Below are 12503 nucleotides of genomic sequence, written 5' to 3'. Positions count from 1 at the left end.
AAAAAGCGGCCCGAAGGCCGCTTTTTCCTGCTGCAACGGAACGCGCTTGGATCAGCCGCGATCCTTGTGCTCGTCGCCGTTCGCCTTGTCCGCGGCATGCGGCGCATGCGTTGCGGACTGCGCAGCCGCGGCGGCACGTTCCTTCTTGTTCGCCTCGTCTGCAGCCGCGACCTGCGCCTGCGTCGGCGCGGCCGGCGTGGCGACCGCGGCGTTGCTGTCGCTCGCCGGGGCAGATGCAGGCTCGGTCGGCGTTGCGGCCGCTGCTTCGCCACTCTGCGGGACCTGCGCCGGTGCCTCGGCGAAGGCGTCGAGCAGGGTGGTCTGCACCGGCGCGTAGGCCGGCTTGACCGGCGCGGTTTCCTCGGCACGCGGTTCCGCGGAAACGGCGGGCGCGGTCGTCGGCGCCGCGCTCGGCGCGACGGTAGCCGTCGCCGGTGCAGTCACGCTCGCCGGATCCTCGACCGTCGCCGTGGCATCCGCGGCCTCCGGTTCCACAACCGGCGCCTTCACGGCGGTGGCGGTCGGCTGCTCGACGGACGCGGTGACCGCCTGCGGCTGCTGCGGCGCGGCCGGCGCGACGACCGGGGTTGCAGGCTCTGACGGTGCTGCCGCGCGCTCGGCGGCGACCGTTTCCTGCGCAACCGGCGTGGTCGCGGCGACCGGAGCCGGTGCTGCAGCCACCACGGTATCGGCGTGGGCCACGGCGGCAGCGTTGACGCCCTGCGCTGCAGCGGTCGGTGCAGTCGGCGCGGTCGGCGCAGGCGATGCGATCACGGCATCGGCAGCGGCCGGCTGCATCGGTGCGGTGGCCGGCGCAGGCACGGGGTCGGCGGTGATCGGCGCGGGGGGCTGGGCTGCTGCGTCATCGGTCGGTGCCGGTGCACTGACAGCAGCCGGACGCTCACGACGCGGCTCACGCTTTTCCTGCGGCTCGCGCTTTTCCTGCGCGGGCGACTGCGGCTTGGGCGCCGGCGCGTCGGAGGCTGCGTCGTCGTCGAAGTCGAACTCCGGCTGGCTGCGGCTCGGCGCCTGCGCGCTTTCGCCATCGCTGTCGCTGTCGCCGGCATCCAGGTCGGCATCGTCCAGCCCGCTGGCATCGCCGGCAGCGCCGGCTTCGCCATTGCCACGGCGGCGGCGGCGGCCACCGCGACGGCCACGACGGCGGCGGCCGCCGGCGTCGCCCGTACCGTCCTCACCCTCGGCGCCTTCGCCAGCGGGCACGGCCTGTGCGGTTTCCGCGGCGCTTTCGCGCGCATCGATACTGTCTGCTGCGGCGGCCGGTGCCGGTTGCACCGGTGCCGGGGTGGCGGCCTCGACGGCCGCTGCCGGCTCCTGGGTCGCGGCGATCGCGCCACCGGCGATCGCCGCGGCGGCCAGGGTGGTGGCGTCCTGCGCCGGCGTCACCGGAGCGGTCGCGACCGGCGCGGCCTGCTGCTTGGCGACGGCCTCGTCGGCGCGCGGCTGACGCTGCGGCTTGTCGCCCTGCACGGCGGCCTGCGCCGGCTCCTGCTGCGGCTTCGGCTGGCGCGGCGGGTTCTGCGGCTGCTGCTGCTGCTTCGGCGGCTTCGGCGTTTGCGGCTGCTGCTGCGGCTTGGCCTGCTGCGCGGCCTGCTCGTTGCGCGGCGCCTTGGGCTGCTGGTTCTGCTGCCCGGCGGGCGCGGCGCCACCGTTGCCGGCGCGGCGCTCGTCGCGGCGGGCGTTGCCGCCACCGTTGTTGCCGTTGCCGCGGGCGGCATTGCCGCCCTGGCCGCCGTTGCGGTTGCCGTCGCGGCGGGCGTTACGGTCGTTGCGATCGCCACGGTCGTTGCGGTTGCGGTTGCCGTCCTGCGGGCGCTGTCGCTGAGCCGGCTCGGCCGCGGCCGGGGCGGGGGCCGGGCTGTCGCCGGCGCCGAAGATGCGCTTCAGCCAGCCGACCACACCGGTGGCCGGCGGCGCGACCGGGGCCGGCGCAACCACCGGCGTCGGAGCCGGTGCGGCCACCGGTTCCTCGACCACTTCGCGCACCGGGGCCGGCTGCGAGTGCTTCACATTGGTTACCGCAGGCGCCGGGATGTTCAACTGCGCCTTGGTCAGCGCATGCACCGGCAGCTTGCGCGGGGTGCCGCGCTGGTAGCTGGGCTTGGTGCTTTCCTCGCCCAGCTCGTTCTCGCGCAGGCGGGTCACTTCGTAGTGCGGGGTGTGCAACTGCTCGTCGGCGACGATCACGATCGGCGCGTCGTGGCGCTTCTCGATCTCGCTGAGCGCGCGGCGCTTCTCGTTGAGCAGGTAGTTGGCGATCTCCACCGGGGCCTGCACCAGCACCTGCCCGGTGTTCTCCTTCATCGCGTGCTCTTCGGCGACGCGGATGATCGACAGCGACAGCGACTCGACGCTGCGCATGCGGCCGTGGCCGTCGCAGCGCGGGCAGACGATCTGGCTGGACTCGCCCAGCGACGGACGCAGGCGCTGGCGGCTCATCTCCAGCAGGCCGAAGCGCGAGATGCGGCCGATCTGCACCCGCGCGCGGTCGTACTTGAGCGCGTTCTGCAGGCGGTTTTCGACCTCGCGCTGGTGCTTGTTGGAGGCCATGTCGATGAAGTCGATCACCACCAGGCCGCCGAGGTCGCGCAGGCGCAGCTGGCGCGCGACCTCTTCGGCCGCCTCCAGGTTGGTCTGGAACGCGGTGTCCTCGATGTCGCTGCCCTTGGTGGCGCGCGAGGAGTTGACGTCCACCGCGGTCAGCGCCTCGGTCTGGTCGACCACGATCGAGCCGCCGGAGGGCAGGCGCACGCTGCGCTCGTAGGCGGCCTCGATCTGCGACTCGATCTGGAAGCGGTTGAACAGCGGGATGTCGTCGGTGTAGTGCTTGAGCTTGCGCAGGCTCTGCGGCATCACCTGCTGCATGAACTCCTTGGCGTCGCCGTACATCTCGGCGGTATCGACCAGGATCTCGCCGATGTCGGCGCGCAGGTAGTCGCGCAGGGCGCGGATGATCAGCCGCGATTCCTGGTAGATCAGGAACGGCGCCGGCTTGGCAAGAGCGGCCTCGGCGATCGACTTCCACACCTGCAGCAGGTAGTCCAGGTCCCACTGCAGCTCTTCGGCATCGCGGCCGACGCCGGCGGTGCGGATGATCACGCCCATGTCGTCGGGGATGTTCAGCTTGTCCAGCGCTTCCTTCAGCGCGGCGCGGTCTTCGCCCTCGATGCGGCGCGAGACGCCGCCGGCGCTGGGCGAGTTCGGCATCAGCACCATGTAGCGGCCGGCCAGGGAGATGAACGTGGTCAGGGCCGCGCCCTTGTTGCCGCGCTCCTCCTTGTCCACCTGCACTACGACTTCCTGGCCCTCGCGCAGCAGTTCGCGGATTGTCGCCTTGTTGTGGTCGACGCCGGCCTGGAAGTAATCGCGGGAGATTTCCTTCAGCGGCAGGAAGCCGTGGCGCTCGCCGCCGTATTCGACGAAGGCCGCTTCCAGCGAGGGCTCGAGCCGGGTGATGCGGCCCTTGTAGATGTTGGACTTCTTCTGTTCCTTGGACGGCTGCTCGATGTCGATGTCGTACAGGGTCTGGCCGTCCACGATGGCCACACGCAGTTCTTCTGCCTGCGTGGCGTTGATCAGCATTCGCTTCATTGTTGCGTTCCTCGCGCTGCTACCGCGCGGAACGCCATGGGGTTTCGCTTCTGGTCACGCTTCGTCGCCCATCGCGCAGGCGCGGGGTGGGCGTCTTGGGTTTCCAGCGCTACGACACCACGGCGAGCCGCGGGAGCGCTTTTTGCTTTTAGGTGGTTCAGGACCGGCGGCGACTCCAGCCAGGCTGGGCGCCGCACGGGGCATGTTCAGCGCGGACGCTTGCGGCATCCGGCGATGGCCGGGTAGGCCGGTGAGCCGCTAACATGGCCGCCCCGGGGGCGGTGGTCGCGCACTGTGCCGGAATCGTCGTAAGCCGGGCTTCTGGCCCTCAACTAACTTCCAACGAAATCAAACCCTTATCTCGCCCCCCGAGTGTAACAGAATAAACTGCCTGATGACTTCCCCCCCGATCCCTCCGAAGCCGCGCGATGTCGCGACCAGCGCGGTGCGCATTCTCAAGGTCCCGGAAGACAGGGCCGGACAGCGCGTAGACAATTTCCTGCTCGGCCAGCTCAAGGGCGCGCCGCGCAGCCTGATCTACAAGCTGATGCGCAGCGGGCAGGTGCGGGTCAATGGCGGCCGCACCAAGGCCGAGCGCAAGCTCGAAGCCGGCGACGAGGTGCGCATCCCGCCGGTGCGGCTGACCGAGGAGGGCGAGAAGAGCGCGCCGCCGGATGCGTTCATGGCCAGGCTGGAGGCGGCGATCGTCTACGAGGACGCGCGGCTGCTGGCGCTGAACAAGCCGTCGGGCGTTGCCAGCCATGGCGGCAGCGGGATCAGTTTCGGCGCCATCGAGACGCTGCGTGCGCTGCGTCCCAATCAGTCGCTGGAGCTGGTGCACCGACTCGACCGCGACACCTCCGGGCTGCTGATCGTGGCCAAGAAGCGTTCGGCGCTGACCGAACTGCAGGCGCTGATGCGTGAGGACGACCGGGTCCAGGGTCGCGGCATCAGCAAGCGCTATCTGACCCTGCTGGTCGGGCGCATGCCCGACGGCACCATGAGCGTGGACGCGCCGCTGCACATCGGCCTGCGCCAGGGCGGCGAGCGCCACGTGCAGGTGAACGCGGCCGGCAAGCCGTCGCTGAGCCACTTCCGGGTGCTGGAGCGGCGTGGCGGGCATTCCTATTGCGAGGTGCGGATCGAGACCGGCCGCACCCATCAGATCCGCGTGCATGCCCAGCACCTCGGGCATCCGGTCGCCGGCGACGACAAGTACGGCGATCCGGCGGTCAACAAGCGCCTGCGGGAGCAGATCGGGCTCAAGCGCCTGTTCCTGCATGCCGCCTCGCTGGAGTTCAGCCTGGACGACGGCAAGACACCTTATCTATTGAACGCACCGCTGGCCGACGAACTGGCCGAGGCGCTGAACCGCCTCGGCTGAGCCCGGCGTGGCGGAGCGGGAGCGGCATCGCTGCCGCCCCCGCATTGCGCTCAGCTTTCGTGATGGTCGTGATCGTGGCGCCCGTCGTGGTGCGCGGGCGCCGGCCGTTGTGCCGGACGCGACTCGGCCGGCCGCGGCTCGGGCATGCGCGGCGGCGGGGAGAACCGGGCCACGCGCTGTTCCTGGCGCTGCTCCTGGCGCGGTTCCGGCATCGGTGCGCGCATCGTCTCGCGCGGCATCTCCTGCGCGCGCGCCTCACGCTGGGGCGCCGGCGCATGCCAGGCCTGGGCGCGCGGGGCTTCGGCCGGCATCGCCTCTCGCGGTGGCTGCGCACGCGCCATCTCGCGGGCCGGGTTGTCGCGGGCGAAGCCGGTCGGCTGCATGGCGGGGTCGCCGCGCCGCGGCGGTTCGGCGAAGCGCGGCGTCGGCGTAGGCGTCAGCGCCTGCGGTACCGGGCGGCCATGGAACTGCGGGACCGGCATCGCCGGAGCCGCGCGAGACGCGTTCGGCTGGGCCATCGCCACGCTGCGTTGCGGTGCCGCGACACGCTGGGCGAAACCGGGCAGCAGCCGCTGGTCACGCGCGGCGGCCATGGCCGCTGGCGTACCCGGCGCCGGCAGGCGCTGCACCGGCGGTGGCATCGCCGCCACCGGGCGGCCGGCCTGCAGCATCTGGTTGGTGAAATGCGGCATGGTCTGCGGCATCGCCGGCGGCTGCGCGCGCGCCGGTCCGAACGCCGCTGCCGGCGCACGTGCCGCCATCGCCGCGGCGGCCATCGCGGCCCCCGGCGCACGCGCGCCAGCGAAGGCCTGCTGCCCGCCCGGACCGCCCATCGGCGCGGCCGGCGGCGGCGCACCGCGGTAGTCGTTGTGCACGTAGCTGCGTTTGTCGTAGTGGTTGTTGATGATGGTGGTGCGCGGCGCGTACACGCTGTTGCGGTAGACCACGTAGTTCGGCGCCGACGGCGGCGCGTTCCAGTTCACCCCCCAGTTGTTCCAGCCCCAGCTGTGCCACGGCGGCGCCGGTTCCAGCCAGCCGAACACGCTGTGGTGGTGGTGTTCGAGCGCGTCGCCGACCAGTACGCCGACGCCGAACGAAATGATGCCGGCGGTGACCAGGTCGCCGGTGTCGTAGTAGGGGCGCGGCGGGCGGTAACGGTACTCGCGATAGACGTTGACCGGTGCGCCGTAGACCACGTCGGGATCGTAGCGGGGCACGTAGACCACGTCCGGCTGCGCCGGTTCGATCACGATGGTGCGGGTCGGCGGCGGCACCGCGTCGGCATAGGCCGGGGCCGGCTCCACCACGGTGCGCTGCACCACCTGCACGCGCTGCTGCGGGGTGCTGCGCAGGTGGCCCTGCGCCTGCGCGCGTTGGCGCATCACCTGCACCGCGTCGAGCACCTGGTTGGGATCGTGGGCGTAGGCGTCGCCCAGCGCGCGGGTCCAGTCGCCGTTGCCGGCCAACTGGTCGACCACATCGGGGAAGGCGGTCAGCGCCTTGACGCTGGGATCCCAGGGCTGCGCCGCGGCCGCCTGCAGGCGGTCGGTGGCGGACAGGGTGCGGTTGTTGCGCAGCCAGTCCTGCGCGGACATCACCTGGTCCGGATACACCGAAGCGGCCAGGGTCTGCGCCAGCAGCTTGTCCGGGAACAGCGCGATCGGCGCGACCAGTTGATACAGCTGATCGGCGGTGGGCGCGACGTAGGGCGCAGGTGCCGGCGCTGCGGCGGGGGCCGGCGCATCGGCCTGGGCCGCGGGGGCGGGCGCATCCTGTCGTTGACAGGCGCCAAGCGCCACCACGCTCAGGGCGGTGAACAGGGCCAGCCTGGCCGGAGGAAACGGGCGGAGATCCATGCGACACCTCATCGAGCGGGGCGAAGGTGGCCGCAGCATGCGCCGCCTTGGGTGTCTGCGACCTTTCTGCGCGGCGCTATCGCGCGGGTCAGCGAACGCGCGTTCAGCCGGCGTCGGCCGCTGCCATCAGACCGGCGCGGACAGGCGGAACAGCACCAGGCTGAGCGCCAGCGTGGCCATGCCTGCGACCAGGCCGTACACCGTCTCGTGCCCCTGCGCGTAGCGCTTGGCCGCCGGCAGCAATTCGTCCAGGGCCAGGAACACCATCACCCCGGCGATCAGCCCGAACACCGCGCCGAACACCGCCTCGGACAGGACGCGCGCCAGCGCGACGTAGCCGATCAGCGCGCCGATCGGCTCGGCCAGGCCGGACAGCAGGCTGGCGGCGAAGGCATAGGACTTGCGCCCGGTGGCGTAGTGCACCGGCACCGCGATGGCGATGCCTTCGGGGATATTGTGCACGGCGATGGCGAAGGCCAGCGGCATGCCCACCGCCGGGCTCTCCAGCGTGGCGAAGAAGGTGGCCAGGCCCTCGGGGAAGTTGTGCGCGGTGATCGCCACCGCGGTGAGCAGGCCGACGCGCTTGACGTAGGCGCGGTTGTCGTCGCGGAACAACGGATCGCGGCTGTTGAGGCTTTCGTGCGGATTGGGCACCAGCCGGTCGATCGCCACGATCAGCACCATGCCGGCCAGGAACGCCAGGGTGGCGTAGGCCTGGCCCAGGCGCGGATCGAAGGCCGCGCTGAAGGCGGCGATCGACTTGCCGAGGATCTCGGTCAGCGACACATACACCATTGCGCCGGCGGAGAAGGCCAGGCCGAAGGCGAGCAGGCGCGGATTGGGTCCCCTGCTGAACAGCACCAGCACACTGCCCAGGCCGGTGGCCAGGCCGGCGCCGAGAGTCACGGCGAGCGCGACCAGGACGTTGTGCAAGGGGATGTCCAGCATGCGCCGGCGGTTCCGAAGAAGAGGCGTCGATCAGACCCGGCGCGCTGCAGGTGTCGCGTGAAGGCGCGCGGCGCGCGCCCGTGGTTCAGCCGGCCTTGTGCGCCTGCCCGTCCAGCGCGAAGCAACGGTCCGGGCGCGGCTGCGGCGGATTGAAGTTGACCGGCACCTGGATGGTCCACGGTACTGCCTGGCCGTTGCGGGTGGCCGGCTTGAACGTCCAGCCGCGCACGGCCTCCTGTGCCGAGGCGTCCAGCTTGGCCTGGCCGCTGCCGGTGACCACGTCCACCTCGGTGGGCTTGCCCTGCACGCCGACCACCACCTTCAGCACCACCGTGCCGCCGAGCCCGGCGCAGGCCACGTCGATCGGGTAGTCCGGTGGCGGCGTCTTCACCGCGGCGACCTCGGTCGGCGGCTGGGCCACGGTATGTGTCTGGGATTGCTGGGATTGGCCGCAGGCGCTGAGCAGCACGGTGCTCAGGCAGGCCAGGGGGAGCAGACGGCGGGCGGTGGCGGTCATCGGGATCATTCCGGAAGGGCGGACGCCTTGGCGGCGCAGATGAAGTCGTTCTCGCTGAGGCCGCCGACGTCGTGGGTGGAGTAGCGCACCACCACGCGGTCGTAGTGCACGCCCAGGTCGGGGTGGTGGTCCTCGCGGTGCGCGATCCAGGCCAGCGCGTTGACGAAGGCCAGGGTGCGGTAATAGTCGGGGAAGCGGAAGGTGCGGCTGATCGCAGTGCCGTTCTCCACGACTTCCCAGCCGGGCACCTGCGGCAGCAGTTCGGCGACGCGCGCCTGGGTCAGTTTGTACTCGCTGCCCTTGCAGGGCGAGCAATGGGCCTGGGCGAGGGGGATCAGGTCGTTCATGGAGGGTCTCTGCGGTGGAACGGACAGGGCCAGTCAACATACTGCCCGCGATGAGCGCAGGGCGTGGAAGGGTCTAGAATACCCGCATGATCCAGATCTCAGACAACGCACAGGCCCATTTCCGCAAGCTGCTCGAACGCGAGGCCGTGCCCGGCATGGGCGTGCGCCTGAGCGCGGTCGATGCCGGCACCCCGCGCGCGGATGCGCGGCTGGAGTTCGCCGAGCCGGCGGACCTGGCCGGCGACGAATGGGCGATCGACTGCGCCGGCTTCACTCTGTACGTGGCGGCCGACAGTGTCGCCTGGCTCGACGGCGCCGAAATCGACTACGTCACCCAGGGCACCGGCCAGCAGCTCACCATCAAGGCGCCCAAGATCAAGGGCGAAGCGCCGGGCGAGGCGGCCTCGCTGGTGGAGCGGGTGCGCTGGGTCGTGGAAAACGAGGTCAATCCGCAACTGGCCCAGCACGGCGGCCGCGTGGCGGTGCAGGAAGTGTCCGCCGATGGCGTGGTGCTGCTGCGCTTCGGCGGCGGCTGCCACGGTTGCGGCATGGCCGATGTGACCCTGAAGCAGGGCATCGAGAAGACGTTGATGGGCCGCGTGCCCGGGGTGACCGCGGTGCGCGACGCCACCGACCACGACAGCGGCAGCGCTCCCTACATTCCGCGCGATTCGGCCGCCTGACGTCCCGCTGCCGGTGACGCGCGCCACCGACATCCTTGATGTGTTGTTGGCGCGCACGCCGCGCAAGCTGCTGCGCGATCGCCGCACCGGTCTGCCATACGCATGGGCGCACTGGATCGCGGCGCAACCCGCCGTGCCGCGGCCGTTCGCCGCCCCCGAGCTGATTGCGGCGATGCCGCCGGCGCAGCCGCTGGTGACCACGCGTCTGCCGGCCTTGCCGCTGTGGCAGGCGTTCCGCCGCCTGTGGTGGCAGCACTGGGATCCGGCGCCGTACGACCAGCGCTGGTGGCGGCGCATCGCCGTGCTGCTGAGCCTGCTGCTGCATCTGCTGTTCGCCATCTTCCTGCTGTGGGTGGCGTTCGTGCGTTGGCTGCCGCCGCTGACCGATGCGCACCAGGCCGGACGCGTGCAGGTGGAATTCGTCGGCCGCGGCACGCCCGCCGAGAGCGGTGGCGGTGCGCCGGCCGAAGCGTCCGCATCCACGGACGCGACGTCGCCGACCCCGCCGCGTGCGCAGCGCGCCGCGTCCGCGCGGCCGCGCCCGACGTCGCCCGCCGCTGCAGCGCCTGCACCTGCACCTGCCGCGGAGCCGGCTCGGCCGGTGCCCGCGCCGACCACGGCCAGTGCACCGCCACCACCGGCGGAACAGCCGCTGCAGGTGACCGAGACGCCCACGCCGACCCGCGACTTCGTGCTGCCGCCGCCGCCGAGCGTCCGTGTGCCGGTCCCGACGCCGCGCGCGGTGGTGCCGCCCGACGTGCACGTGCCGGTGCGCGAGGTCGAGGTGGTCACCGACGTGCCGACCGTGGCGCAGCTGCGGCCGCGCGACATCGCGACGCCGCGCCCGGCCGCGCCGCAGGTGCAGGTGCGCGAACGCGAGGTGCCGGCTCCGTTGCCGCAGGTGCAGGTTCCGGCGCCACAGCTACGCACGCCGGTGCCGACAACAGTGCTGCGCAGTGCCGAGGTGCCACAGGTGCGTCAGATCGAAGTGCCGACGCCGAGTACCGCCACCGCGAGCTCACCCACGCCGGCACCGCCGGCTGCCCCGGTCGCCAGCCCGGACACCACGCCGGCGAGCGCGCCGACCCCGCAGCCGGCGCCGGCCGCCGCAGCCGGCGCTGCGGCCAGTGCGACTGCCAAGCCGACCGCCGCTACGGCCGGCACCGCACCGCCCGGCAGTCAGGCCGCAGCGCCTGGTAGTGGTCCTGCGCCGGTCGCCCGCGATGGCGGCTGGGCAACGCCGCAGCGCGGCGACGACTGGGGTGCGGCCGCCCGCAATCGTCCAGGCGATGCCGGTGCGGGCGCCAGCAAGGGCGGCGGCCTGTTCAATGCCGACGGCAGCGTGCGCCTGGCCGATGGCCGCGGCAACGACCAGGCGCCGGCGCGCAGCGCGCCCGGCTCGGAGACCGACACCTGGACGCGCGAGCGCATCGAAAAGGCCGGCGAGTGGCTCAAGCGTCCGCCGTACGACTACACGCCGACCTCGTTCGACAAGTACTGGCTGCCGAACGCGACGCTGCTGGAAGAGTGGGTGCGGCGCGGCATCAAGTCGGTGAAGATCCCGATACCGGGCACCACCAGCAGCATTTCCTGCGTGATCTCGATCCTGCAGGTGGGCGGCGGCTGCAGCATCACCGACCCCAATCTCAACGAGCAGCCGGCCGGCGCACGGCCGCCGCCGAACGTGCCGTTCAAGCGCGAGCTGCAGGAAGACAACGGCAGTCGTTGAGTGGCGGGGTGCGGGCTTGGTGTCAGAAGAGGGCGCCGCACATCACCTGCTTTCAGCGCACGCGAGCGACGCGGCTGCACTGAGTGGGCGGCTTCAGCGGCACGGCTTTCCATGAATGGGCTCATCGCTGGGGAAAGACAACTCCAAACGATCTGTCGCGCACGACGTGCTGTCTCGTAGGAGCGGCTTCAGCCGCGACGGCCGTTCCCGGTGAAGCCCGGTCGCGGCTGAAGCCGCTCCTACGTGGGGCCCTCGCGTTGGATGGCGCGGGAGCGACAGATTGAGCGTGATGCGAACGCACATCCGGAGCGCACCGCGTGCGGCCGCGTCGCCGCTGCTCAGCAGTGCACCATGGTGCAGGCGACCACGCACGTCATGCGGTGTGCGTCGCTGCCAGCGCGTGGTGCGTTCAATTCACGCCGTGCAAATCGCGCAACTGGCTGCTGCGCGAGCCGAAGTAGGCGGCCAGGTCGGCGATGTCCTGGTCGCTGAGCTGCGCCGCCTGCGGGCTCATCAGCGGATGCGTGCGCGTGCCGCCGCGGTAGGCCTGCAGCGCGTGCGCGAGGTAGTCGCCGTATTGGCCGCCGAGCTTGGGATAGGTCGGGTCGATCGGCGCGTTGCCGTCGGCACCGTGGCAGTCGATGCAGCTCTGCCCTGTGGCCTTGCCCTTGGCGTGGGCCAGTTTGTCGCCGGCCTCGATGCGCCCGCCGGGCAGGCCGGCGGAGGAGCCGGAACCGTGCTCGCCGCTGGCGTGGCCGGGGTCGCCGGCGGATTTGCTGGTGGATTCCACCTGCGATTGCGAACAGGCCCCCAGGCACAGGGCGGCAAGCAGGACGAGGGCGGGACGCAAGGCGTGCGCGGCGTTCGGCATGGGAGGCCTACTTGAGGGTGGACAGGAAAGCGGCGATGTCGGCGATCTCCTGGTCGGAGAAGCTTTCCGCCTGGGCCTGCATGGTCGGGTGCTTGCGCTTGCCGAGCCGGTATTCGGTCAGTGCCTGGGTAAGGTACTGCGCCGACTGCCCGCCGATCTTTGGGATGCGGTAGCTGGGGTAGGCGTTCTTGTAGCCGGTGACGCCGTGGCAGCCCTGGCAGGTGTAGGTGAGCACCCGGCCGTTGGCCGCGTTGCCCTGCACAGGCGCGGGTGCCGCGGCTGCGGCGGCGGGAGCGGCGGGCGCCGGCGCGGTCTGCGCCATGGCCGGGGCGGCCCCAACAGAAACGAGTACGGCCAGAGCAAAACAAGCGGCTAGCGGCTGCGTGCGCATGGTTTCGTGGTCCGGAGGACGGATTGGGGTTCCGGCGTGGGGGAACACGGAACGGCCCGAGTATAGCCTCACCTTTCGCGGCTCCGAAACTGGCGGCGGTGGGCGACCCGTGACCTTTGGGGCATACGGCACGACGTTATTTGGTGATCTACTTATCTACAACACCAT

Annotated in this window: 10 protein-coding genes; 3 read left to right on the top strand and 7 right to left on the bottom strand. The window is 71.4% G+C overall.

Annotated features, from left to right (window positions below):
* Nucleotides 1-51: 51 nt before the first annotated feature.
* Nucleotides 52-3609 (bottom strand): Rne/Rng family ribonuclease, encoded by a 3558-nt coding sequence (locus tag AC1G9L_RS11860; protein ID WP_481069155.1) that lies wholly within the window; start codon nt 3607-3609, stop codon nt 52-54.
* A gap of 394 nt (nt 3610-4003) precedes the next feature.
* Between AC1G9L_RS11860 and AC1G9L_RS11855 the strand changes: the two genes are divergently transcribed.
* Nucleotides 4004-4993, top strand: coding sequence for an RluA family pseudouridine synthase (locus AC1G9L_RS11855; RefSeq protein WP_043090516.1), 990 nt, complete (start codon nt 4004-4006; stop codon nt 4991-4993).
* Nucleotides 4994-5043: 50 nt separating this feature from the next.
* Here AC1G9L_RS11855 and AC1G9L_RS11850 read toward each other — a convergent pair whose 3' ends face one another.
* From AC1G9L_RS11850 to AC1G9L_RS11835, 4 genes are all read right to left on the bottom strand, one after another.
* Entirely contained in the window at nt 5044-6849 is a 1806-nt protein-coding gene (locus tag AC1G9L_RS11850) for a DUF3300 domain-containing protein (RefSeq protein WP_481069153.1), read from the bottom strand.
* 126 nt (nt 6850-6975) lie between these two features.
* On the bottom strand, nt 6976-7797 hold the full coding sequence (gene zupT / locus AC1G9L_RS11845) for a zinc transporter ZupT (protein WP_019800225.1): 822 nt from the start codon (nt 7795-7797) through the stop codon (nt 6976-6978).
* An 85-nt stretch (nt 7798-7882) separates the two neighbouring features.
* Nucleotides 7883-8314, bottom strand: coding sequence for a TonB family protein (locus AC1G9L_RS11840; protein WP_019800224.1), 432 nt, complete (start codon nt 8312-8314; stop codon nt 7883-7885).
* A gap of 5 nt (nt 8315-8319) precedes the next feature.
* Nucleotides 8320-8661 carry a 4a-hydroxytetrahydrobiopterin dehydratase gene (locus tag AC1G9L_RS11835; RefSeq protein WP_010343877.1) on the bottom strand — a complete coding sequence of 114 codons (342 nt, stop codon included), beginning with the start codon at nt 8659-8661 and terminating at the stop codon, nt 8320-8322.
* Nucleotides 8662-8747: 86 nt separating this feature from the next.
* Here AC1G9L_RS11835 and AC1G9L_RS11830 point away from each other — a divergent pair, with 86 nt between their 5' ends.
* Both AC1G9L_RS11830 and AC1G9L_RS11825 read left to right on the top strand, forming a co-directional pair.
* Nucleotides 8748-9344 carry an NfuA family Fe-S biogenesis protein gene (locus AC1G9L_RS11830; protein WP_019800223.1) on the top strand — a complete coding sequence of 199 codons (597 nt, stop codon included), beginning with the start codon at nt 8748-8750 and terminating at the stop codon, nt 9342-9344.
* A gap of 13 nt (nt 9345-9357) precedes the next feature.
* Nucleotides 9358-11073 carry a transmembrane repetitive protein gene (locus AC1G9L_RS11825; protein ID WP_481069151.1) on the top strand — a complete coding sequence of 572 codons (1716 nt, stop codon included), beginning with the start codon at nt 9358-9360 and terminating at the stop codon, nt 11071-11073.
* 409 nt (nt 11074-11482) lie between these two features.
* Here AC1G9L_RS11825 and AC1G9L_RS11820 read toward each other — a convergent pair whose 3' ends face one another.
* Together AC1G9L_RS11820 and AC1G9L_RS11815 are read right to left on the bottom strand one after the other, a co-directional pair.
* Entirely contained in the window at nt 11483-11944 is a 462-nt protein-coding gene (locus AC1G9L_RS11820) for a c-type cytochrome (protein ID WP_019800789.1), read from the bottom strand.
* A gap of 7 nt (nt 11945-11951) precedes the next feature.
* Nucleotides 11952-12335, bottom strand: coding sequence for a c-type cytochrome (locus tag AC1G9L_RS11815; RefSeq protein WP_026143839.1), 384 nt, complete (start codon nt 12333-12335; stop codon nt 11952-11954).
* Between the last annotated feature and the right edge of the window lie 168 nt (nt 12336-12503).

Source organism: Xanthomonas sp. NCPPB 1132 (assembly GCF_056629235.1).
The sequence above is the reverse complement of the archived record's forward strand: the minus strand, read 5'-3'. Positions and strand labels throughout refer to the sequence as shown.